Annotated in this window: 27 protein-coding genes and 1 tRNA gene; 14 read left to right on the top strand and 14 right to left on the bottom strand. The window is 63.7% G+C overall.

From position 1 onward, the window contains the following. The first annotated feature begins 2 nt into the window (after window positions 1-2). Window positions 3-248, top strand: coding sequence for a DUF982 domain-containing protein (locus FJ970_RS14400; RefSeq protein WP_140763466.1), 246 nt, complete (start codon window positions 3-5; stop codon window positions 246-248). Between the two features lie 69 nt (window positions 249-317). On the opposite strand, the gene FJ970_RS33610 is transcribed toward FJ970_RS14400, so the two are convergent. Then, window positions 318-452 (bottom strand): hypothetical protein, encoded by a 135-nt coding sequence (locus FJ970_RS33610; RefSeq protein WP_263489072.1) that lies wholly within the window; start codon window positions 450-452, stop codon window positions 318-320. Between the two features lie 92 nt (window positions 453-544). Next, the gene (locus FJ970_RS14395; protein ID WP_140763539.1) at window positions 545-841 is read right to left on the bottom strand and encodes a hypothetical protein; all 297 of its coding nucleotides are present in this window, start codon (window positions 839-841) and stop codon (window positions 545-547) included. 395 nt (window positions 842-1,236) lie between these two features. Here FJ970_RS14395 and FJ970_RS14390 point away from each other — a divergent pair, with 395 nt between their 5' ends. The 7 genes from FJ970_RS14390 to FJ970_RS14360 all read left to right on the top strand — a co-directional run bounded on the left by FJ970_RS14390 (window position 1,237) and on the right by FJ970_RS14360 (window position 4,736). Further along, entirely contained in the window at window positions 1,237-2,145 is a 909-nt protein-coding gene (locus FJ970_RS14390) for an alpha/beta fold hydrolase (RefSeq protein ID WP_140763469.1), read from the top strand. Between the two features lie 392 nt (window positions 2,146-2,537). Continuing rightward, window positions 2,538-2,834, top strand: coding sequence for a hypothetical protein (locus FJ970_RS14385; RefSeq protein ID WP_181178768.1), 297 nt, complete (start codon window positions 2,538-2,540; stop codon window positions 2,832-2,834). Between the two features lie 35 nt (window positions 2,835-2,869). After that, window positions 2,870-2,943 (top strand) — tRNA-Gln (locus tag FJ970_RS14380). Between the two features lie 217 nt (window positions 2,944-3,160). Beyond that, complete coding sequence (locus FJ970_RS14375; RefSeq protein ID WP_140763471.1) at window positions 3,161-3,406, top strand: hypothetical protein; 246 nt, start codon at window positions 3,161-3,163, stop codon at window positions 3,404-3,406. 304 nt (window positions 3,407-3,710) lie between these two features. Continuing rightward, a complete protein-coding gene (locus tag FJ970_RS14370; RefSeq protein WP_140763473.1) occupies window positions 3,711-4,001 on the top strand; it encodes a hypothetical protein in 291 nt (96 codons plus the stop codon). A gap of 174 nt (window positions 4,002-4,175) precedes the next feature. After that, on the top strand, window positions 4,176-4,382 hold the full coding sequence (locus FJ970_RS14365; protein ID WP_140763476.1) for a hypothetical protein: 207 nt from the start codon (window positions 4,176-4,178) through the stop codon (window positions 4,380-4,382). 108 nt (window positions 4,383-4,490) lie between these two features. Then, entirely contained in the window at window positions 4,491-4,736 is a 246-nt protein-coding gene (locus FJ970_RS14360; RefSeq protein WP_140763479.1) for a DUF982 domain-containing protein, read from the top strand. 60 nt (window positions 4,737-4,796) lie between these two features. Here the strand turns inward: FJ970_RS14360 and FJ970_RS14355 are convergent, their stop codons facing one another. Further along, the gene (locus FJ970_RS14355; RefSeq protein ID WP_140763482.1) at window positions 4,797-5,873 is read right to left on the bottom strand and encodes a sensor histidine kinase; all 1,077 of its coding nucleotides are present in this window, start codon (window positions 5,871-5,873) and stop codon (window positions 4,797-4,799) included. Between the two features lie 91 nt (window positions 5,874-5,964). Then, window positions 5,965-6,204 carry a hypothetical protein gene (locus FJ970_RS14350; RefSeq protein WP_140763485.1) on the bottom strand — a complete coding sequence of 80 codons (240 nt, stop codon included), beginning with the start codon at window positions 6,202-6,204 and terminating at the stop codon, window positions 5,965-5,967. Window positions 6,205-6,468: 264 nt separating this feature from the next. Between FJ970_RS14350 and FJ970_RS14345 the strand changes: the two genes are divergently transcribed. Both FJ970_RS14345 and FJ970_RS14340 read left to right on the top strand, forming a co-directional pair. Next, on the top strand, window positions 6,469-6,777 hold the full coding sequence (locus FJ970_RS14345) for a hypothetical protein (RefSeq protein ID WP_140763488.1): 309 nt from the start codon (window positions 6,469-6,471) through the stop codon (window positions 6,775-6,777). Window positions 6,778-7,019: 242 nt separating this feature from the next. Then, window positions 7,020-8,021, top strand: a complete 1,002-nt coding sequence (locus tag FJ970_RS14340) for an aldo/keto reductase (RefSeq protein ID WP_140763491.1) — start codon at window positions 7,020-7,022, stop codon at window positions 8,019-8,021. A gap of 65 nt (window positions 8,022-8,086) precedes the next feature. Here FJ970_RS14340 and FJ970_RS14335 read toward each other — a convergent pair whose 3' ends face one another. From FJ970_RS14335 to FJ970_RS14310, 6 genes are all read right to left on the bottom strand, one after another. Continuing rightward, window positions 8,087-9,169 carry a D-alanine--D-alanine ligase family protein gene (locus FJ970_RS14335; protein WP_140763494.1) on the bottom strand — a complete coding sequence of 361 codons (1,083 nt, stop codon included), beginning with the start codon at window positions 9,167-9,169 and terminating at the stop codon, window positions 8,087-8,089. Between the two features lie 23 nt (window positions 9,170-9,192). After that, window positions 9,193-9,810 (bottom strand): C39 family peptidase, encoded by a 618-nt coding sequence (locus FJ970_RS14330; protein ID WP_140763497.1) that lies wholly within the window; start codon window positions 9,808-9,810, stop codon window positions 9,193-9,195. Beyond that, the gene (locus FJ970_RS14325; protein ID WP_140763500.1) at window positions 9,807-10,370 is read right to left on the bottom strand and encodes a GNAT family N-acetyltransferase; all 564 of its coding nucleotides are present in this window, start codon (window positions 10,368-10,370) and stop codon (window positions 9,807-9,809) included. The genes FJ970_RS14330 and FJ970_RS14325 overlap by 4 nt, the downstream gene beginning before the upstream one ends. Before the next feature lie 97 nt (window positions 10,371-10,467). Then, window positions 10,468-10,647: a hypothetical protein gene (locus FJ970_RS14320; protein ID WP_140763503.1), complete on the bottom strand. Its 180-nt coding sequence runs from the start codon at window positions 10,645-10,647 to the stop codon at window positions 10,468-10,470. Window positions 10,648-10,684: 37 nt separating this feature from the next. Further along, window positions 10,685-11,665, bottom strand: coding sequence for an AraC family transcriptional regulator (locus FJ970_RS14315; RefSeq protein ID WP_140763506.1), 981 nt, complete (start codon window positions 11,663-11,665; stop codon window positions 10,685-10,687). Window positions 11,666-11,901: 236 nt separating this feature from the next. Beyond that, the gene (locus tag FJ970_RS14310; RefSeq protein WP_140763509.1) at window positions 11,902-12,330 is read right to left on the bottom strand and encodes a VOC family protein; all 429 of its coding nucleotides are present in this window, start codon (window positions 12,328-12,330) and stop codon (window positions 11,902-11,904) included. Window positions 12,331-12,486: 156 nt separating this feature from the next. Here FJ970_RS14310 and FJ970_RS14305 point away from each other — a divergent pair, with 156 nt between their 5' ends. Both FJ970_RS14305 and FJ970_RS14300 read left to right on the top strand, forming a co-directional pair. Next, the gene (locus tag FJ970_RS14305; protein ID WP_224593108.1) at window positions 12,487-12,741 is read left to right on the top strand and encodes a hypothetical protein; all 255 of its coding nucleotides are present in this window, start codon (window positions 12,487-12,489) and stop codon (window positions 12,739-12,741) included. Window positions 12,742-12,921: 180 nt separating this feature from the next. After that, window positions 12,922-13,827, top strand: a complete 906-nt coding sequence (locus FJ970_RS14300; RefSeq protein WP_140763515.1) for a protein-L-isoaspartate O-methyltransferase family protein — start codon at window positions 12,922-12,924, stop codon at window positions 13,825-13,827. 16 nt (window positions 13,828-13,843) lie between these two features. Here the strand turns inward: FJ970_RS14300 and FJ970_RS14295 are convergent, their stop codons facing one another. Together FJ970_RS14295 and FJ970_RS14290 are read right to left on the bottom strand one after the other, a co-directional pair. After that, window positions 13,844-15,043 carry a PLP-dependent aminotransferase family protein gene (locus FJ970_RS14295; RefSeq protein WP_181178772.1) on the bottom strand — a complete coding sequence of 400 codons (1,200 nt, stop codon included), beginning with the start codon at window positions 15,041-15,043 and terminating at the stop codon, window positions 13,844-13,846. 154 nt (window positions 15,044-15,197) lie between these two features. Continuing rightward, window positions 15,198-15,656 (bottom strand): GNAT family N-acetyltransferase, encoded by a 459-nt coding sequence (locus tag FJ970_RS14290; RefSeq protein ID WP_140763521.1) that lies wholly within the window; start codon window positions 15,654-15,656, stop codon window positions 15,198-15,200. A 216-nt stretch (window positions 15,657-15,872) separates the two neighbouring features. Between FJ970_RS14290 and FJ970_RS14285 the strand changes: the two genes are divergently transcribed. Then, window positions 15,873-17,063, top strand: a complete 1,191-nt coding sequence (locus FJ970_RS14285) for an integrase core domain-containing protein (protein ID WP_140813756.1) — start codon at window positions 15,873-15,875, stop codon at window positions 17,061-17,063. A gap of 194 nt (window positions 17,064-17,257) precedes the next feature. Here the strand turns inward: FJ970_RS14285 and FJ970_RS14280 are convergent, their stop codons facing one another. Then, entirely contained in the window at window positions 17,258-17,749 is a 492-nt protein-coding gene (locus tag FJ970_RS14280; RefSeq protein ID WP_227792133.1) for a hypothetical protein, read from the bottom strand. Window positions 17,750-17,807: 58 nt separating this feature from the next. On the opposite strand from FJ970_RS14280, the gene FJ970_RS14275 reads away from it, so the two are divergent. Next, window positions 17,808-18,446, top strand: a complete 639-nt coding sequence (locus FJ970_RS14275) for a DUF922 domain-containing Zn-dependent protease (RefSeq protein WP_227792132.1) — start codon at window positions 17,808-17,810, stop codon at window positions 18,444-18,446. A gap of 52 nt (window positions 18,447-18,498) precedes the next feature. On the opposite strand, the gene FJ970_RS14270 is transcribed toward FJ970_RS14275, so the two are convergent. After that, a complete protein-coding gene (locus tag FJ970_RS14270; protein WP_140765292.1) occupies window positions 18,499-20,034 on the bottom strand; it encodes an acid phosphatase in 1,536 nt (511 codons plus the stop codon). Window positions 20,035-20,212: the final 178 nt, after the last annotated feature.

The following is a 20,212-nucleotide window of genomic DNA, read 5'->3' as shown; positions in this document are numbered from 1 at the left end:
CAATGGCCGATTTGATGCTGTCGACACCGCTGCGAGTCAAGCCGCATGGCTCGGACACGATCCGTGAGGTGGCCACGCTTCAAGACGCCAGTGAAATCCTGATCGACTGGCCACAGGCCAAGCGCGGCCCTTTCTACCAGGCCGCGCGCGAAAAGATCGAGTCGGCGCTGGAGAACGATGAAAGCGCGGCGCAGGCGCAGGAGGACTTCACCGCGCTGTGCGAGCACGCCGGCCTTCTGGTCAGGTAAGTCAAGCAAGCCCACAAAAAGCAGGCGTACTCGCCTGCTTCGCAGAACTGGGTTCGATCCCAGCTTCGATCATTGTGTGGGCAGATCACCGTCCACGATCGGGTGGGAACTCTCGAAGCCGACGCTCTTCGGCGCCATCAGCATCAGGACGATCACGGCGGCAATAGAGACAAGCAACGTAGCGATCCTGGCAATATCTTTCACATTCTCATCCTTCCCGGATCCGGTTTTGCCATAGAAACGTCTCCTGATCTGCGAGGTTCCGCTGCCGCGATGGCAATGTTGCCTGACAAGCTCTACTGCTTCGGGGGCTGGGGCGGCACTTCGCCCGGCTTGATTATCGGCGTCTTGCCTTCGTCGGGCGCCGGCGCGGCCATGCCCTGATCGCCAGTGGCCGGCGGCTTCAACACGCCGCCGCAATCGTTGAGCTTTTCGCTCAGGCCGCCGCCGCCGGGCTGCTGCTTGCCGCCCTGATCCGTTTGTGCCCGGCACTTGTCGGCCTGCTGGTCCGGCGCCTGCTGAGCCGTCTGTGCCATAGCCGGCACCGCCAGGGCCAGCATCGCGGCGCATGACGCAATGGCGAGGGGTTTCATCTCGGCCTCCTTCGTTGAATGGCCGCCCGCGGCGGCCTTTCCCTTCATGGGGACAACGCCCGTCGGCCCAAAAGGTTGGCCCCAAGGGTTGGCCCCAAGGGTTGGCTCCAAGGGTTGGCTCCAAGGGTTGGCTCCAAGGGTTGGCCCCAGGGGTTGGCGAAGAGAGGCCTGTTCGCGGGAGCGGCCGTTGGAGCCGGTGCGGCTTTCTTGTCGCCCTCTTCCGAAAGCTCTGCCTGGGTTCGAGCCGGTGCAGAAGCCCTACCACGATCAGCACGATCAGCGTGGCGCCCGGCTCAGCCGGGACCACTTGTCGGCGGCGCAAATAGCCGTCGCTTGCGCAAAAGGCGCTGCAACCAACCCCGTTCTCCAACCGTTGCCTGTGCCGGAGGCCGGCCATGTTCGAGCATTTCCAAGCCATGGACGTCGACATCGGGGACGCCGACATCTTCGTGCGCAGCGCGGGTGGCGGACCGGCGGTGCTTTTGTTGCACGGCTTTCCGCAAACCCATCTGATGTGGCGCGATATTGCGCCGGTGCTCGCCGAGCGTTTCACCGTCATATGCGCCGACCTGCGCGGCTATGGCCGCAGCGCCTGCCCGGCATCGAGCGCCGATCATGCGCCCTATGCCAAGCGGGCCATGGCGTCCGACATGGTGGCGATGATGGCGGAACTCGGCTTTACCTCCTTCATGGTCGCCGGCCATGACCGCGGCGGGCGTGTCGCCTACCGCCTGGCGCTCGATCATCCAGATCGTATCGAGAAACTCGCCGTGCTCGACATCGTGCCCACGGCCGACGCCTGGGACCGGGCCGATGCCCGGCTGGCCCTCGGCTACTGGCCGTGGTCGTTGCTGGCGCAGCCCGAGCCCTTGCCGGAAAAGATGCTGGCGGGCGCCGCCGATGCCATCATCGACAATGCGCTGGGCGGCTGGGGTTCGTCGCCCGATGTCTTTCCCGCCGGCATCCGCCAAGCCTATATCGATGCCTTGCGCGATCCCGCCCATATCCACGCGATCTGCGAGGAATACCGGGCGGCGGCAACGCTCGACCGTGAACACGACCGGGCGGACAAGGCCGCCGGCCGACGCATCGCCTGCCCGGTTCTGGCCTTGTGGAGCGGGCAAGGCGCGCTCGCCGAATGGTATGCCGGCGAAGGCGGACCGCTGGCGCTATGGCGGAACTGGGCTGACGACGTGCGTGGCCACGCGATGTCAGGCGGACATTTCTTTCCCGAAGAAGCGCCCGGGCAAACGGCTGCCGCGCTGATCGATTTCTTCGGCAAGGTCAAGGCGGGGGCCGGTTAGCCACCGCCACGGCCACCTCGGATCAGCCGGCTGATTCCTCCGATGTAGACTCGCCGTCGGGTTCACCAGGCCGGAAAGGATCGGCTCTTCGCGGACACTCCTCGAAACCATGGTCTCGGCCGCCGCAGAAGGAACAGCACATCGCCTCACGGCCCTCGTTTCCGGGCCGCCATTGCGGTGTTTCGTAAGGCTTCCTGCCGTCCATGCCCAGCAATGCGCGACGCCCGATTTGGTTGCGCGGCCGCCGGCGCCGCGCCCGAAGGCGCACGCCGCACGGCCTGTCGCGGAACCAACGGACACGATGCGGGTTGTGTGCGACAATGGATGCGGTCATTCCAGCGCGAATCCGGACCGGCCGCGCGCGCAATCGTGTCAAACCAAAGAGAACCTCCATGTCCGCTCGTATTCCGACCCTGTTGACGGCCATGGGCGTCGTGCTCGCGGCGACCGGTCTGGCCGATGCCCGGCCCGACAGCCGCTCCATGAACTGCGGCGAGATCCGGGCCATGATCCAGAGCCACCGTGCCGTGGTGCTGACCACCGGCGCCAACACCTATGACCGCTATGTCAGGCAGTTCGGCAACGAGTGCGACTGGCCTGAAGTGCCGATGTCGGCCTATGTCCCGTCCCGCGACGGCGACTGCCCGGTCTATCGCTGCGAAGAGCCGGTCAACAATTTCCCGAATTGACCGCAAGCTGCCTGGGCGCCATAACGTCCTGCTTCTCCCGCTTCGTCTAATGGTAGGACAGCGCCCTTTGAAGGCGTGAATCGTGGTTCGAGCCCATGAGCGGGAACCAAGCAGATGATCTCAATCAACCTAGCGTGAACGGAATCTGGTCGGGTCGCTCCCGATCCTCTCCCATCAATTCGGACACAATCCGGGACAGGTAAGAACCGGCCGTGATCCTGCCGGGCAGGAGGAAGGTGGCTTCCGCCCAGGACCTCGCTCGCGATTGACGGCAAGTTAACGTTACGTTAACTTTAAATTCGCCGATACTAAAATAGGAGATCCTGATGAAGATCGCCTTTGTTTGCCTGGCGCTAGTCCTCGCCGGGTCGAGTGTCGCTGCGGCGCATGGAAAAAAGGCAAGAGTCACCGCTGACAAGGCATGTGCTCGTCTGTCGATCAAGGCGGCAGTGGCGGCAAAATTGGACTGCACCGCAACGGGAACCGCCACATCAACCCAGACTGACGCAACGCATGCTAAGCCGCGTCTTGGCTACGACAACGGTTGGACGATATCCTCGTTTGGCCTTTAACGTTCCCAACATTTCCTCTACCCAAAAGGCCCGGACCGAAGCGCTGGGCCTTTGTAGAACGTGAGTGGCGCTGTCAGATCTCGTCCTTGACTCTTCCCAGCCCCCTGGCTTCTCGACAAATCAGACCTACTGATTGAGGGTCGACCGCTTCCATGAGCGGGAACCAAGTTGTTTCGATTGCAAACGTTAAACGCAGCCGAATGCCCGGAACCTGCAATCGGTCTAGCCATCGCGAGCGCTCGGTCCTGATCAGCATGAAACCTCGCGGCCTATTGCGCGTTCATTCTGCCAACAGGAGAATTCCATGGACCCGGCAACCGCGGCGGTGATGATTATGCTTTCATGCAGCGCATCGCTCTGTCGGCCCACGGAGTCGCGCCCGGCCGTCTACCCATCGATGGAAGAATGCCAGGCGGCACTTGAAGTCAGATTGGCACCGTGGCCGAACGGCGAAATGATCGGTCGATGCAAGCAGATCGACCAGACGGCGACCGGCTCGATTCCACCGGAAGGCTACGCCGCGGTTCAAGTCACGCGCGGAGTCGGCAGCGATGCGGTCACCACCAACTACTTCGTTCCGAGAGCCAGCAACTAGAAGCCCGGCAGCAACTACAAGCCCGGATGCCGAAGCCGCCGCGGCGTCGACAAGGTCGCCAGCTGGCGAACCAGCCAGACATCGACGGGCTCTCGGGTTTGGCCCGACCCTCCTGAAACCATTTCAGGGACCCGGCGTTAACGGCCGGCATGGCCAGACACAGGAGACATTCCCATGACCGTCAATTGCCGCATATCCATCGACAACCGGCCTGACGCGACCAACGCCACTTTCCAGGCTGTGCCGCGCATTGGCGAGACGGTTTCCCTGTCGGTCGACGGAAGCCCGCAGGATCTCAGGGTCTCGCGTGTCGTGCATGTTCCCAACGGCGGACTGGAAGGCGCCGCGATCATCGTCGAAGTGACGACCAACATCCTCTAGACATTGTTTCGCCGCGAGATGCCCGGAGAGTTCACGCTACAGTGATCGGCGCGATGAAACCTCGCGCGGCCAAACGCGTTCCATGCCTGCAACAGGGTCCAGGTTCCAATGCAAACCGCGTGGTTCTCCAAGCCCGTCGTGGTTTCGGTCGGCGTTACCGGAGCCACCCGCAACCTGTCCAACACACAACAGGCCATCGAATTGCTGACGACACATTGGCGCGATGCCGGCAGCCTGAAACATCAGTCCGCGCTGCGCGCCTGCCGCCGGGCAACGAGCGGCGACGTGCCCCCCGACATCGCCAGGGAGGCTTTTGTCGAGGCCGCGCGCGAGGCGCATATCCTGGTCGAGTAGGTCGAGCTGATACGATTTTGGGCACGGATTTGGGCGGCGTTCCAGACCGGCAGATTTATCCTAGATGCCGAAACCCGGCGAAACGTCGTCGGCCTCACTGCCGGCGTGCGCCACGATGATGGATGCCAAGGGCGCGCTCAGCCGCCATTTGAGATGGCCGGGCGACCGCTCCAGAATGGCGGAGCCGCCTAGCGACTGCGGCGCCACGCGCTGCAGCACGACGGTGCCGAACCCCTTGCGCGTGGTCTGGTCCCGCCGGTCGCCGGGATGCGGCGTCGACGTCTCCTCCCAGGTCAACTGGAATTCACGCTCGCCCGCTGAGCCGGGGTCTTGCGCCCCGGAGTCGATTGTCCAGGTGATCTCCACCCGGCCGCCTTCGCTGCCCAGCGCGCCATATTTGGACGAGTTCGTGCCCAGTTCGTGGAAGGCCATGCCAAGGTTCTGCACCGCATTCGACTGCAGCGTCAGGACCGGGCCGGAAAGCAGGATCTGCTCCTCGCGGCCAAAAGGCTTGAGATGTTCCTGGATCAGGTCGAACAGACTCGCGCCCGCCCATTCCGAGGTGACGAGCAGATCGTGCGAGCGCGACAGCGCCATGATACGGGCGCGGATCAGTTCCTCGAACTCATGCGGATCGCTCGAACGTTTGCTGGTCTCCCGGACCATCGACAGGATGACCGCGAACTGGTTCTTGACGCGATGGTTGACCTCGCGCATCAGCAGCCTGATGCGGCGCTCGCTCTCCTTCGCGGTGGAAATATCGCGGGCGATTTGCGAGGCGCCGACGATCTCGCCATTGCTGTTCTTGATCGGCGAAATCGTCAGCGAGACGGAAATCGGCACGCCATCCTTGCGCCTGCGCGTCGTCTCAAAGCTCGCCACGCGGTCGCCGCTGCGAATCTTGCTGATGATCTCGATCTCCTCGTTCTTGAGGTGATCGGGGATCAGCATCAGGATGGATTGGCCGATCGCCTCCTCGGCGGTGTAGCCGAACATGCGTTCCGCCGCCTGGTTCCAGCTTTGGATGATGCTGTTCAGGTCCTTGCTGATGATGGCATCGAAGGAGGAATCGACAATTGCCGCGAGCCTGGCGTCGGCAGTCGCCCCCTGTCTGTCGCTGCCGTCAATGTCGTTCATCGCCATCCGCAATTGCATCTTCTCCCAATCAGATAAGGCGCAAACCGGTCAAGGCAATCGCAGGCGCGAGAATGGACAACTTTATCCCGTTTCACTCCGCCTGTTCCGGCGGCGCCTTGCCGTCGCCACTGGGCATGAGCACGCCGAACTCCTGCGACTTGGCGCCCATCTCCGCCGTCAGGAAGCCGTCGGAGGCAAGACCACGGCGCAGCAACTCGCGCACCGCCGCCGAACGGCTGGGCATCCGCTTGTCGAAACGCCAATTTTCCAGCGCTGCCAGTTCATCCTGGGTCAACATGACCTGCAATCGTTCCGGGCGTTCCAGTTCCATGTGCGCCTCCCCGCGCGAGATTTGCCGAGTTAGTAACTATCTCATTCCACTTACAGTTAGGAATTCCCTCATCGTACGTCAAGTGTGGGCAATGAGCGAATGCAGCGTTGTATCAACGATGAGGATCGAGCGCAGGTTGCGTATTCGCATAACTCTACTAACTACCTGATTTTGTTTACGGATTTTTCAGTTTTAACTTGCCAGGCCCCGATATCGGGCGCATCTTGCAGACTTGAGGAAACCAACTCGCTTTGGGAGGTTTCGATGCGATACGACTATTCCACCATGCTGCGTGAAGACGTCTATTCGACCGTCTGCACCGCATTCAAGACAGTGGGCATCATCAACGTGTCTGTGGTGGCGGAAAGGATCAGGATCAGGAATCTGGCAGAGAATGTCGCCCTCGAGGACATTGAGCATCTGGTCCTGCAGGCTGCCCAATTGATTGGAGCGGCAATCGAATTCGATGCTTGGTCCAATGGACTAGCTTGGCCTGGAAACGATGGCGTCGAGAATGGCAAGGAGAGTGCCAACCTCCCGCCCGATCTTGGTCGATCGGCCTCGATGCAATAGCCAAAGCCGCCCTCCTCCCGCGACGTCGCTTCAAATATGTGAGCACGGTGCGCTTATAGTCAGACTTGGCCGAGCGGTCCCGGCGTGACCGCGACGCCGCCGATGAGCTGATGGCGAAGCCGGCGCGTAAAGCGTCATGCCCGATGCTATCCGTCGAGACCGCGCCGAACACCCTGTGGGAATTGAGCGAGCGCCTTATATGATCCTGGTCATCTCCTTCCTTCCCTCTCGGAGCTTCACCCATGACCCTCAACACACGCAAGCTCGGCAGCCAGGGGCTGCAAGTCTCGGCCATTGGTCTCGGCTGCATGGGCATGAGCCAGTCCTACGGCCCGGCTGACGAAGCCGAATCCATCGCCACGCTGCATCGCGCCATCGAACTCGGCTGCACGTTCCTCGACACCGCCGAGGTCTATGGCCCGTACACCAACGAGGCCCTGCTCGGCCGGGCGTTGAAGGGCAAGCGCGACAAGGTGACCCTCGCCACCAAGTTCGGCTTCCTCATCGAAAATGGTAAACAGGTGGGGGTCGATAGCCGGCCCGGGCATATTCGCGAGGTCGTGGAAGCCTCGCTCGGCCGTCTCGCCACCGATCATATCGACCTGCTCTACCAGCACCGCGTCGACCCCGCGGTGCCGCTGGAGGATGTCGCGGGCGCTGTCGGCGAGCTGGTCGACCAAGGCAAGGTGCGGTTCTTCGGCCTGTCGGAGGCAGGTGCCGCCAACATCCGCCGGGCGCACGCCGTGCATCCGGTGTCGGCGTTGCAGAGCGAATATTCGCTCTGGGAGCGCAATCTGGAGCCGGAGATCATCCCGCTGCTCGGGCAACTCGGCATTGGCCTGGTGCCGTTCTCGCCACTCGGCCGCGGTTTTCTCACCGGCGAGGTCAAGCGCGCGGAGGACTACGCCGAGGGCGACTACCGCCGCAACGACCCGCGCTACCAGGGCGAAAACTACGACGCCAATGTCGACGCGGCGGCCAAGGTGCGCGATATCGCCACGGCCCGCGGCGTCAAGCCCGGCCAAGTCGCGCTGGCCTGGCTGCTGGAGAAGGGCAACGGCTTTGGCGTCGACATCGTGCCCATCCCTGGCACCAAGCGGATCAGATATTTGGAGGAAAACGTCGCCGCCGCGTCATTGAAACTCGACGCCGCCGAAATGGCCGCGCTCGACGATGCCCTGGCGCCGGGAAAAATCTCCGGCCCGCGCTACACCGAGCGCGGCATGGCGATGGTCGATCGGTAGGCGCTCGGAGCGCAAAGATCCGAACACCGGGATCATCCTGGCTTGTATCTCGATCGGCGAAGACTTCAGACTGTGCGCATCGCATGCCTCGCCAGCGCGTGCTCGATCAGCGCGTCGATGACCTCGCTGTAGCCGATGCCGTTCGCCGCCAGCGCCTTGGCGTACATCGAGATGTCGGTGAAGCCGGGCAGCGTATTGACCTCGTTGATCAGCAGGGAGCCGTCGGCGCGCAGGAAGAAGTCGACGCGCGCCATCGCCTCGCAGCCCAGCGCCTTGAAGGCTTGCCCCGCCATGTCCCGCGCTCTGTCGGCGATCGCGGCGGGGACGTCGGCGGGCACTTTGACCACCGCGCCGTCCGCATCGAGATATTTGGCCTCATAGGTGTAGAAGCCATGCTTGCCGGCCGGGATGATCTCCCCGGGCAGCGAAACCGTCAGCGAGCCATCGGCCCGTTGCAACACCGAGCACTCGATCTCGCGGCCCTCGACGAACTCCTCGATCAGCACCTTGCCGTCAAAGCGGAAAGCCGTTTCGACGGCCTCTGTGAAGCCATCCCTGTCGTCCACCTTGCTCACTCCGAAGGACGAGCCCTGGCGCGCCGGCTTGGCGAAGAAAGGCAGCCCAAGCGCCCCGGCGATTTCCTGGAACGAACCGACATCGCCTCTAAGCGCGGTGACCGAGCGGGCGACGGCAAGGCCGGCCTCGCGCAGCAGTCGCTTGGCGACGTCCTTGTCCATGGCGGCGGCCGAGGCGAGGATGCCGCAGCCGACATAGGCGACATCGGCAACCTCGGCATAGCCCTGCACCGAGCCGTCCTCGCCGAACGGACCGTGCAGCACGGGAAAGACGACATCGACCGGCGTCAGGTCGGTTGCCTCGTGCGACGCTGAGATCAGCCGGCCCTTGCCGCCGGGCAGCAGGGCGACCTCCACGCCGTCCTCCGACACTGGAGCCCCTGCCCCTTCGCCTGCGGCCTCTGACGTCGGCTGCTGAAGCAGCCATCTGCCGTCCCTGGAAATGGCGATCGGCACCACCTCGTAGCGGCTCCGGTCGATCGCCTTCAGCACATTGGCCGCCGACAGCCGCGACACGTCATGCTCGGCCGAGCGACCGCCATAGAGGATGGCAACCCTGATCTTTCCGGTCATCGAAATCCCTCAACTGTCGAAAATCAAATGCTGACGGCAATGCCGCGATTGGCGAAGAAACGATCGAAATCGGCTGGCGCCAACACTGCGTTTGCTTGTGTGGCGCTGGTATGGCCGGATGGGTTGTGAAAGCGAAAACCGTCGTGCGACGCCGCCGTGACCAGCACCAGATGACCGCCCTTCGACGGCGGCTCGCGCTCCGGCCAGCGGATCGAACTGCTGACCGAAGCGATGAAGAAGCGCGACCCCGCCAGGATCGCCGGAATGTCGGTTGCCGCGACATTGGTCATCACCTCGGCCTCGATGCCGAATTCCTGCTTCACGAAGGTAACGAAGGGCGCGTAGATCAGGCCCTTGATCGAGCCTTCATTGACGACATAGCCGCCATATCCGGTGCACCGCCTTGCCAGCTCGATCGTCGGCACGACCTGGCCACGCGTCGCCAGGATCATCTTGAGACACGCCATGCCGCAGACATTGGCGGCCCAGACCGCGTATTCGTCGAGCGTGCCGGCGCCCGATCCCTGCCACAGCGGATCCCGCCGTAACGCGGCGTCGGCGCCATCGGCGAGCACCGCCAGCGTCATGTCGGGCGTCTCCCACTGACTGAAAAACGGCACGACTTCAGGCGGTGAACTCATGCGGACTCCTCGGGCAGCCGATCCATCTTCCGCCTTCTTTCGACAGCGAGGAGATTGGTCGGCGCGCCGTGCAGCATCACCTCGCCTTCGAAGCGAAAGCCGCATTTTTCCAGGACGCGTCGCGAGGCGGCATTGGCCGTCCGCACCAGTCCTATGACCCGTTCGGCATGCAGGTCGTCGAAGGCGAAAGCCAGCGCCGCGCGGACCACCTCGGTGGCATAGCCATGCCCCCAGCTTTCGGGGTGCAGATGATAGGACAGATTGAGCCCCTCGAATTCCTTGGACACCGTGACGCCGCCGAAGCCGACCGGCGCGCCGTCGGTCTCGATCGCCCAGCGCCCAAATCCATGCTCGCGCCAATGGCCGATGTCGCGCAGCAGCCGGTCGGTGCTTTGCCGCGCCGTGTCGGGGCTGGGATCGGGCCGATGCGCGACCAGTTCCGGCCGGGCGAACAGCCGCGTCACGAACGCAAGATCGTCCGCCGCCGGCTGGCGCAGCAGCAGGCGGGCGGTGCGGAGGCTGCCGGTTTGCCGGGCGTCACCGCGATAATTCTCGGGCATGGGCTGTCATCGCTTGTGCTGGCCGGAATGAATTGCCTCCAGTCATGCAGCCAATTGCGATGCGATCATGGCAGCGCCTTCCAGCCGTGCCGCCATCCTACTTCGTGTTGATCACCGAAGCCGGCCAGTAGGTGTCCATGGTCGCCCCGTTGCGGTCCTCGTCTAAGAGGGAGTCGCTGCCGAAGCTGGCGCGCAGCCCGATGACGAACTTGTTGGCCCTGATGTCCTGGGTAGACGTTTCGAACTTCCTCCGCTCGAATTCATAGCGTCCGAACACCGCCCACGCCGCGACCTGCTGTAGAGCGGTCAGCGATTCAATGAAGCAATGAATCGCTCCTGGCGCCACTCGGCGTCGAGCCGAAGCGACGGCGAAAACAGCGGTTGAAATAGGAGACGTCGGAAAAGCCGCTCAACAGCGCGATCTCGCTGACCCGCATGCGGTCGTTGCGCCGGTCGCGCAGCATGCGATGGGCCCTCTGCAGGCGCAGTTCGAGAATGTGCTCGGCGAAACTGGAGCCCGTCTCCTGCAGGAGATCATGGACATAGCGCGCGGAAAGCCGCAAATGCTGGGCGATGTGCTGGGCCGAGATGGCGGGATCGGCGAAGTTGTCCCGCATCTTCTGCAGGATGGCCTGCAGCCTTGCCGCGCGCAGGCCGCGCACGCCCGCCAGCTCGGCGATCTCGCCCTTGGCGCCCGTCGCCAGCCCGATCAGGTCGACGATCGTCTCGGTGGCGTGGGCGACAAGATCGGGCGAGAGCAATGCCGGTCCCGCTTCCAGGAAGCCGCAATAGCGCTTGAGCATGTCGAGCGCTTCATTGTCGGCGCCGATGGTCAGCGCCAGGCGATCCTCGACATGGGCGAAGGCATTTTCCAGGATTTCGCGAGGCACCACGACATTGGTCCAGACATTACGGTCGCCACCTGTCATTTCCAGCGCTTCCGAAGCCGAGACCAGCGCGCCTTCGCCCCTGCCTATGCCGTAGTCGCGACCGGCCTGCACACCGCTCAGCCTGGTGTCGCCGTCGTTGACCAGCAGCAGATAGCCGTCGCGGCCGTCATCGGCGATGTTGCGTGTCCTGCGGCTGGCATGCCTGATCGTCCCGGCCATCCGCCGCCCCAGCACCAGCGGGCCGATGGCGGTGGCTTCGATATCCGCCTGGAACGGCACGTTTCCGGAGATGGCGTATTCGACCGACCATATCTCCGCGACATGGATGTCCTGCCAGAGCGCGAAGCGCGCGCGGTCGTCGAGATGCGGCGGCAGGTCGACCGATGAGAAGACGTTCTTTTTCAACGAGCAACCGGCCTTTCCCGCGCACGCGTCTTCCCTGAAGCCGCACCGTATGGGACCGATTTGCCTCTTGTCCAGAGACGGCGACATCCATACCTTGCAGGACAATTTCAGTGCCGCCCAGGTCAAGAATCCGATCGGATTCGCCGGCCCGGCGTCCGATTTCCAAACCACGCGGAATGCGGCATGGGAATCACCCGGCCTCGCCTGGCGCGGTGGCGCCAGCCGGCCGAGTGCACCTAGAATGTGATCTTCACGGAGGCCGCACTCCGGTTGGCCGGACCGTGGTGGACGGCCTCGATGTTGTTGCCGTCCGGGTCGAGCAGGAAGGCGGCATAATAGCCGGGATGATAGGGCCGCTCGCCCGGCGCGCCATTGTCCGTGCCGCCGGCCGCCAACCCGGCTTCGTAGAAGGCATCGACCATGGCGTGATCCCTGGCCTGGAAGGCCAGATGATGCCGGCCGGTCAGCTTTCCCAGTGCCGCCCGGCTGTCGGCGCTGGAGACGAACAATTCGTCGGCCCAGAAATAATCCTCGCCGGTGCCGCCGATCGGGACACCAAGCGCCTGGAAGAGCGCCTCGTAGAAACGCCGGCTGGCGGGGAGATCCCGGACCACGAGTTGGAGGTGGTCGATGAGCCGGCCGCGATGCAATTCCTGGGTTTCCATGAAAAGCTCCTCTTCGCAAGGCCTCGAATTTAGGCCCGGGCGGCAGGGCGTCAACGCGGGGCGCGTGCATCTGCTGACAACCGGCGACAAATCTTCGGGCCCGATGGAACTTTTCGGCTGACGGCAAGTTTGGTGGCGCGGCGGGAGGAATTGCGATTGGATTGTTTTCAGAAGCTCGAAGCACTGATCGACAGTGCCGGTGTCGACGATATCGATGAGGCGAACGCTTTGCTGCGCCGGTTCAAGGACAGGTCCGAACAGACCACGCGGGCCATCGACGAGTTCATGCTGGACTTCAAGACATTGGTCTTCGTCGTCGAAACCGGCGAAGAGGGTTTCCAAAAGCCGATCCGCAAGCTCGCCCGCGCCAGGCTTGCGACGCTCGAGCAGCTGGTGAACGTGCCGGCGTAGTGGAACACGCGCAAGCTGTCGCGGCCCGCATCAGCGCAAAGCCGCGCTCACCTTTCGCGCCGTACCTTACCGAAATGTATGGGCCGACCGGTTGTCAAACCGTCGAACCGGGTCGATGCTTGGTTGAGCCTGTAACGATTTTCGGCCGCGCACTCACGGCCATGAAGGATCGACCGACAGATGCGTTTCGTGATCAAGTCCGGCGACGCATGCTTCGGCCCGGCGCGCCGGCAATTCCTGCTCGGCGCTGCCGGCGTGCTGCTGGCCGGCCTTCGGCCGGCCGCCGCCAACGTCCCTGTCGCCCATGACCCCAACGCGATCCCGCCGATGGACAGCCGCGTCGGTTTCATCGACTGGATGAAGAAGAACCGCGGCGAGGATGCCGGCTTCCTCGGCCAGCGCTGGGATCGCTTCCAGGCACTGGTTACGCACAAGGATGTTTGGGACAAGCGCGACATGCGCGCCTATCTGATGACGCCGCGCGAGGAGTTCGTCACCGGCCCCAACCGCGGCCGCGCCTATGAATGGCACTATCTCGACATCGGCTACGGCGTCACCATCACAGGCCCGCACAGCGTCGCGCGTATGACCAATTCGCTTGAGATACACCCTGGCGACAAGGTGCTCGAGATCGGCACCGGCTCCGGTTACCAATCTGCCTATCTGTCCAACCTCACCGACAAGGTGTTCTCGATCGAGATCATCAAGCCGCTGGCGGCGAGGACTCGCGCGCTTTACGACAGGCTGATCACGGAAGGTTATTCCGAGTACAAGGCGATCACCACTCGCAATGCCGACGGCTATTATGGCTGGCAGGAAGAGGCGCCGTTCGACAAGATCATCGTCACCTGTGGCATCGATCACATTCCGCCGCCGCTGCTGAAGCAGTTGAAGGCGAATGGAATGATGGTCATCCCGGTCGGTCCACCCGGTGCGCAGCATGTGCTGAAGATAACCAAGCACCAGGAAGCGGACGGCACGTTCAACGTCGTGCGCGCCGACATCTACAATGGCGGAACGCTGTCCTTCGTGCCCTTTACCAAGCTGGAAGGAGGCGCCATAAAAGGCACCCACAACGGCCCTTGAGCGCGGGACAGGGAGGCTACCCCTTCAGCAGCGCAGCCAGCCTTGGAATGCCCTCGCTCACCGCGCGGCGGTCGGCCAGCGTGAACGACAGCCGCAAAGTGTTGCGCCCGGTGCCGTCGGCATGAAAAGCATTGCCGGGCACGAAGGCGACGCGCGCCTCTTTCACCGACCGCGCCAGGAGTTCGGTGGCATCAGTGCCTTCCGGCAGCGTCATCCAGACGAACATGCCGCCTTCCGGGCGGCTCCAGCTCACGCCCTGCGGCATGTTGGCTTCCAGTGCGCCAAGCAGGCCGTCGCGCCGCCCGCGATAGGCGCCGATGAGCTTTTCCACCTGGCCGTCGAACACGGATTCGGCGGCGCGGTGCATCACCATCTGGTTGACCGACGGGCTGTGCAGGTCCGAAGCCTGCTTCATCAGCACCAGCTTTTCGATCACGTGGCGCGGCGCGCAGACCCAGCCGACGCGCATGCCCGGCGACAGAATCTTCGAGAACGAGCCGCAATAAAGCGTGCGCGCCTTGTCGATGCCACCGGAGCGCGCGCAGTCGAGCGCCAGGATCGGCGGGACGCCCTCGCCGTCATAACGCAGCGCCCGGTAGGCGGCATCCTCGATGACGGCGATGTCGAGCTCGCCGGCAAGGTCGAGCACGGCCTCGCGCTGCTTCCGGTCCAGCGTGTCGCCGGTCGGGTTGGCGAAATCGGGCACCAGATAGGCGAATTTCACTCGGCCGCCATTCGCGGCGGCAGCGGTGTGGTAGGCTGCCGGCGTCATGTTGCCACCGTCGGGCCGCAGCCGGTCGTAGCGCGGCTCGTAGGCGTTGAAGGCCTGCAGCGCACCGAGATAGGTCGGCCATGTCACCAGCGCGGTATCGCCCGGCGACAGGAACAGCTTGCCCAGATAATCCAGCGCCTGCTGCGAGCCGGAGGTGATGAAGATGTTGGCCTCGTCGCAGGCGATGCCGAGCTTGCCCATCTGCCCGGCAAGCCAGCGCCGCAGCGGCAGATAGCCTTCCGAGACCTGGTATTGCAGTGCTGCCCCCGCCTCCGCACCGCCGAGCACATCGGCATAGGCCTCGCGGATGGCATCGGCCGGAAACAGCGACGGATCGGGAATGCCGCCGGCAAACGAGATGATGTCGGGCTGGTCGAGCAGCTTCAACAGCTCGCGGATTTCCGAGGCTTTCATGCGCGACGAGCGCGAAGCCAGGAGGTTCATAAGGGTCACGACACGCCTCCCCAGACGTTTTTACAATAGGTCAATCTAGCTGACCTATATCCGCTTTGCCGTGCGATTTGAATAGTGCCTGAAAGGCTTCCGCTATACGCCAGTCGCCGCCAGGCCGGAACCGGCGACGGCGCGCGGGCGTCCGTTAAAGGCTCTTCTTGTAACCGATATGGCTGGCGGTGAAGCCGAGCCCGTCATAAAAGCGGTGCGCGTCCGCCCGGCCCTTGTCGGTAGTGAGCTGTACAAGGCCGCAGCCCCGCGCCCGGCATTCGTCGATCGCCCATTCGAACATCTTCTTGCCGACGCCGTCGGAGCGCCTGCCGCTGGCAACGCGAACCGCCTCAATCTGCCCGCGCCAGCCGCCCTTGCGCGAAATGCCGGCAAGGAAGGTGATCTGCAAGGTGCCGATCACCTCCGCGCCGTCCACAGCCACCGCCAGCAGCTGGTTGGGGTCGGCGTCGATGGCGTTGAAGGCATCGAGATAGCCCTGCGCCAACGGCAAGGAGGCATCCTCGCGGGCAGCCCCCAGCGGATCATCGGCGAGCATGGCGACGATGGCCCGCAGATCGGAGGCTTGCGCCTTGCGGAATTGGATGTTGGTCATGGGCGGATGAGATACGGCCGGCAGTACACCAGGGCAAGCCGCTAATGGAATGGAGATCAATGGGCGGAAGCTTGCGCTGCCCCTCATCCGCCTGCCGGCACCTTCTCCCCGTATAGGGACGGGGAGAAAGAACCACTTGTCCGAACCGGATAGATAGGTAACAGAATGGACCGATAGCATGGGTGACAGTTTTCTTGTCCGCCGGGAGGACCGGCGATGGTTTGGCGAGCGACTGGCATCATGGACGAGCGGCTTCGGTTTGTAGTGGATTGCCTGGCCGGCGAGGAGACGATGAGCGCGCTTTGTGGGGCCTACGGCATATCGCGCAAGAGCGGCTACAAATGGCTTGGTCGCTATCGGGAGTTTGGCCCGGAAGGTTTGCATGATCTGCCGCGGGCGCCGCTCGAGCACGGCCGAGCAACGGCAGCGGAGCTGGTGGATCGGATTTTGGCGGAGAAGCAAGCGCATCCGCTGTGGGGTCCAAAGAAGATCATTGCGCGCCTGAGACGCAGCGAGCCCTGCTGCGACTGGCCGGCGGTCTCGACGGCAGGCGAGATCCTGAAGCGGCACGGTCTTGTGGGACGCCGGCGCAGGCGCTGGCGGGCTGAGGGCAACGGGCCATGGCCGGAGCCTGCGGAGCCGAATGCGGTGTGGACGGCAGACCACAAGGGGTGGTTCCGGACCCGTGACGGATGGCGCTGCGAGCCGTTGACGGTGATGGATGCATTGAGCCGCTATCTGCTGGGGCTCGAGGCGACGGGCTCGACGGCCGACGAGGAGGCGTGGCCGGTGTTTGAGCGGCTGTTTGAGGAGAACGGTCTGCCGGATCGCATCCGAAGCGACAACGGCCCGCCATTTGCGTCGGCCGGCGTCACAGGGTTGACGCCGCTTGCGGTGCGCTTCATCAAGCTCGGCATCGCTCTGGAGCGCATCCAGCCAGGCAAGCCGCAGCAGAACGGACGTCATGAGCGTTTCCACCTGACCATGCTGCCGATGGCCAAGGAACCGGCGGCCGACAGGGCGGCCCAGAGCCAGGCTTTCGAGGACTTTCGGCGCAGCTACAATGAGGAGCGTCCGCACGAGGCGCTTAGCATGGACACCCCGGCGCAGCACTACCGTCCCTCGACCCGGCCGATGCCGAAGACAGCTCCTGAACCCGACTATCCGGCCGAGGCAGCGGTGCGCGGCGTGCGCCAGAATGGCGCCGTCAAATGGCGAGGCACAGAGATCTATGTCTCGGCCACGTTGGCCGGCGAACCGATCGCCATTGAGGAGACCGAGAACGGCAAGTGGGCCATGCGTTTCTACGCCCATCCGCTCGGCTTCATCGACGACAAGCACATGAAACTGGTTCGCCGCAGCGCCGCGCCAACCGGACCGCTTGGCGCTGCGGCAACCGCATCTTAGGGGGAGAAAACTGTTACCTATGTATCCGGTTCATTCTGTTACCCATCTATCCGCTGGACACTGTGCCGTCCCTCGGCGCCTATTCCTCAGCGTCGGCAATTGGCGAAATCGCCGGCGACAGCGTCTTACTCCCCGTCCCTATACGGGGAGAAATGTCCGGCAGGATAATGAGGGGCAGCGCAACCTCTCGAGGCTCAATCCCCGTCACCTGCCGGCTTGGCCTTGCCGCATTGCGCCAGCACCTTGCCGATGGCGCCGCTCGAGCCCTTCAGCGGAAAACTGATAGCGCCATATTTGGCCGCGCTGACCGACAGATCCCCCTTCGAACGCAGCAGGTCGAGCAGCGGGTCGGCCTTGGTCAAGTCCGCCACGAAATAATTGTACATCTCCTCCAGTTGCAGCGTCTTCGTCACCGTCTTGCCGTCGGCCTTGAAGTCGAACGCGCCGCTGGTGCCCGGTTCCAGCTGCGGGCCGCTGGCACCAAGATCAAAGCTCAGCACCGGATTGTCGAAACAGGTCAGCATCAGATACGCGTCACCTTTCGGCCCGCCGCAGACGGAAGCGGTCAGCACGCTGCCGCCCTCGTCTTCTTCCATCTTCGCGCTCCAGCCGCAGGACGCGGCAAAAACCGGCTGCGCGCCGAGCAAAGCCGCCAAGGCACCGGCGGCAACGAGACATCTTTTCATGACTTCCCCCTCCGGGCATTTGCAGCACCCGCCGGCAGCATATAGGAAAAGCCGTTGAATGGCATTGCTTGTCCAGCAAGGCCGCGCCTTGGAGAGAGCGGTGTTGAGAGTCCGCCTGTGTCTTCTGACAGCCGCCTTGATGGCGTCGCCGCTCGCCGCGCACGCCGAATGGAAGCCGGTCGAGAAGGTCGAGACCTACGCCATTTCAGGCCAGTCCGGGCTCGAGCTCTACCGGTCGATCGGCCAGAACGGACCGAATGTCGGCATTGCCCGCGCCATTGCGTTCACCAATTTCAAGCTGACCTGGGGAGTCAGGGACTACAAGCCCAGGGGCAAGGGCTGCGTGCTGACGGCGGCGAAGCCGAAACTGATCATCACCTACACATTGCCAAGCCCCTCCGCGCCGCTGCCGCCGGCCGTCCAGAAGAGCTGGGAGGTATTCATCGCCGGCGTCAGTGCCCACGAGAAGGTCCACGGCGCCAGTATGATACAAATGGTCCATGACATCGAAGCCGCGACAGACGGCCTGACCGTTGCCGATGATCCCAAATGCAGCAAGACCAGGGCCGAGGTGGTCCGTCGGCTCGACGCAATCTCGAAGGCGCGGGTGCAGGCAAGCCGCGATTTCGACCGCGTCGAACTCGGCCAGGGCGGCAATCTGCAGAAGCTCATTCTTGCGCTTGTCAATGGCGGCTGAGAAGGCCACCGCGCGCTGCGGCGCGACGGCATATCGGCGTTTCGCCCGGTCCCTATCGGCTCAGATCGAGCGCCGCTGAGAGATCGCCCATCGGCGGCTGGTCGTTGTTGCGCAGTGCCTTGTCGCGGGCGACGATGCCGGTCAGCACCGGCAGATCGAAGCGCGCGGTGATGAAGCGCAGGATCGAGGTCGTGTCGTATTGCGTGTGGTCGACCGTGCCCATCCTGGCATAGGGCGAGATGATGAAGGCCGGGATGCGGTTGCCCGGGCCCCAGCGGTCGGCCTTGGGCGGCGCGACATGATCCCAGAAGCCGCCATTCTCGTCATAAGTGACGACGACCAGCATGTGGCCCCATTGCGGGCTTTTCTCCAGATGCGAAACGACGTCGGCCAGATGCTGGTCGCCGCTCGCCACGTCGGCATAACCGCCATGCTCGTTGAGATTGCCCTGCGGCTTGTAGAAGGTGACGGCCGGCAGCTTACCGTCATCGATCGCCTTGATGAACTCGGCGCCGTCCAGGCCGCCATCCCTGAGATGCTCGGTGCGCGCGGCGGTCCCGGGCGCGTAAGCCGCGAAATAGTTGAACGGCTGGTGGTGGAACTGGAAGTTCGGCACCGGCGTCGCGTTCTTGCCGTCCAGCGTTGCCTGCCAGGCGCCGGCATACCAGGCCCAGCTCACCCCCTTCAGCGACAGGAGATCGCCGATGGTGATGTCGTGCTGCGGCGGCAGCGTGGTGGGCGCGGCCGGGTCGGCGAGCGCCTTGTCGCCGCCCTCGGCCGGCTTGTTGTGGCTCGGCTGGTAGGGTGGCTGCATGGTGTTGACGGCGTAGAAGTCGGGCGTGATGGCGCCGTCATTGACGAATTTCGGCGCGCCGCCGAGCGCCGAGGCCGGCGAATTGTCGGCAACCTTCAGTGTCACGCCGTCGGGCTCGACGACGGCGATCTGGTCCTTCACCGGGCTGGTGTCGGCGTTGGGATAGACCGGCGTACAGGCGCAGGCGAGCTGGAAATGGTTGAGGAACGAGCCACCGAAGGCGCCCTGGAAGAAATTGTCGGCCAGCACGTATTTCTTCGCCACCGCCCACATCGGCAGGATCGAACCATCATAATGACCCATGACCAGGCCGCCGGAATCGGCCCAGGCGACGAATTTGTCGTTCTTGCCGCCGTCGATCTGCATCTGCTCCTGATAGAAACGGTGCCACAGATCGTGGGTGATGACGTTGGTGCCCTCGTTGAAACCCTTGGGGTCGTCTATGGCGAAGGCGGCGTTGGCGAGATGCGCCGTCTGCGCCTCCGTCACCGCGGGCGTGACACCTTTTCCGGTCAGCCCGCCCCAGGCCGGCGGAAGTTCGGCGAGCGGCTTGCCGTCGCGGTCGAACTGGCGCGCCTGGTCGGTCGAGACATTGGCCAGCCCATTGGCGCCGGGGAAGCCGCCATAGAGATTATCGAAGCTGCGGTTTTCGGCATAGATGACGACGACCGTGTCTATCTTGTCGAAGCCGGGAGGGGCGGCATTGGCCGCCGCGAGGGGAACCAGGGCCGAACCGGCCAGACAGAAGGAAGTGAGGAGCTTGAGCCTCGTCATGGAAAGACCTCGTGGCTTGACTGTGGCTAGAGAGACGCGCGGGGAACCATAGCGGCAGGTAACGTGGATGCCTTGTCACCTTTGTGACATCCGCCGCCTCGGCGAACACGGTTTCGTGAGCACTGGGGCCGGTCATCAATCCGTTGCACTGCATTCCTATTCCCGGGCCAAAGCGGAC

This window comes from Mesorhizobium sp. B2-1-8 (assembly GCF_006442545.2).
In the GTDB taxonomy this organism is placed as follows: domain Bacteria; phylum Pseudomonadota; class Alphaproteobacteria; order Rhizobiales; family Rhizobiaceae; genus Mesorhizobium.
The sequence above is the reverse complement of the archived record's forward strand: the minus strand, read 5'-3'. Positions and strand labels throughout refer to the sequence as shown.

Coding starts and splice junctions, on each gene's coding strand:
- FJ970_RS14400 (WP_140763466.1), top strand. CDS start 3: ATGGCCGATTTGATGCTGTCGACACCGCTGCGAGTCAAGCCGCATGGC.
- FJ970_RS14395 (WP_140763539.1), bottom strand. CDS start 841: ATGAAACCCCTCGCCATTGCGTCATGCGCCGCGATGCTGGCCCTGGCG.
- FJ970_RS14390 (WP_140763469.1), top strand. CDS start 1,237: ATGTTCGAGCATTTCCAAGCCATGGACGTCGACATCGGGGACGCCGAC.
- FJ970_RS14385 (WP_181178768.1), top strand. CDS start 2,538: ATGTCCGCTCGTATTCCGACCCTGTTGACGGCCATGGGCGTCGTGCTC.
- FJ970_RS14375 (WP_140763471.1), top strand. CDS start 3,161: ATGAAGATCGCCTTTGTTTGCCTGGCGCTAGTCCTCGCCGGGTCGAGT.
- FJ970_RS14370 (WP_140763473.1), top strand. CDS start 3,711: ATGGACCCGGCAACCGCGGCGGTGATGATTATGCTTTCATGCAGCGCA.
- FJ970_RS14365 (WP_140763476.1), top strand. CDS start 4,176: ATGACCGTCAATTGCCGCATATCCATCGACAACCGGCCTGACGCGACC.
- FJ970_RS14360 (WP_140763479.1), top strand. CDS start 4,491: ATGCAAACCGCGTGGTTCTCCAAGCCCGTCGTGGTTTCGGTCGGCGTT.
- FJ970_RS14355 (WP_140763482.1), bottom strand. CDS start 5,873: ATGAACGACATTGACGGCAGCGACAGACAGGGGGCGACTGCCGACGCC.
- FJ970_RS14350 (WP_140763485.1), bottom strand. CDS start 6,204: ATGGAACTGGAACGCCCGGAACGATTGCAGGTCATGTTGACCCAGGAT.
- FJ970_RS14345 (WP_140763488.1), top strand. CDS start 6,469: ATGCGATACGACTATTCCACCATGCTGCGTGAAGACGTCTATTCGACC.
- FJ970_RS14340 (WP_140763491.1), top strand. CDS start 7,020: ATGACCCTCAACACACGCAAGCTCGGCAGCCAGGGGCTGCAAGTCTCG.
- FJ970_RS14335 (WP_140763494.1), bottom strand. CDS start 9,169: ATGACCGGAAAGATCAGGGTTGCCATCCTCTATGGCGGTCGCTCGGCC.
- FJ970_RS14330 (WP_140763497.1), bottom strand. CDS start 9,810: ATGAGTTCACCGCCTGAAGTCGTGCCGTTTTTCAGTCAGTGGGAGACG.
- FJ970_RS14325 (WP_140763500.1), bottom strand. CDS start 10,370: ATGCCCGAGAATTATCGCGGTGACGCCCGGCAAACCGGCAGCCTCCGC.
- FJ970_RS14310 (WP_140763509.1), bottom strand. CDS start 12,330: ATGGAAACCCAGGAATTGCATCGCGGCCGGCTCATCGACCACCTCCAA.
- FJ970_RS14300 (WP_140763515.1), top strand. CDS start 12,922: ATGCGTTTCGTGATCAAGTCCGGCGACGCATGCTTCGGCCCGGCGCGC.
- FJ970_RS14295 (WP_181178772.1), bottom strand. CDS start 15,043: ATGAACCTCCTGGCTTCGCGCTCGTCGCGCATGAAAGCCTCGGAAATC.
- FJ970_RS14290 (WP_140763521.1), bottom strand. CDS start 15,656: ATGACCAACATCCAATTCCGCAAGGCGCAAGCCTCCGATCTGCGGGCC.
- FJ970_RS14285 (WP_140813756.1), top strand. CDS start 15,873: ATGGTTTGGCGAGCGACTGGCATCATGGACGAGCGGCTTCGGTTTGTA.
- FJ970_RS14280 (WP_227792133.1), bottom strand. CDS start 17,749: ATGAAAAGATGTCTCGTTGCCGCCGGTGCCTTGGCGGCTTTGCTCGGC.
- FJ970_RS14275 (WP_227792132.1), top strand. CDS start 17,808: ATGGCATTGCTTGTCCAGCAAGGCCGCGCCTTGGAGAGAGCGGTGTTG.
- FJ970_RS14270 (WP_140765292.1), bottom strand. CDS start 20,034: ATGACGAGGCTCAAGCTCCTCACTTCCTTCTGTCTGGCCGGTTCGGCC.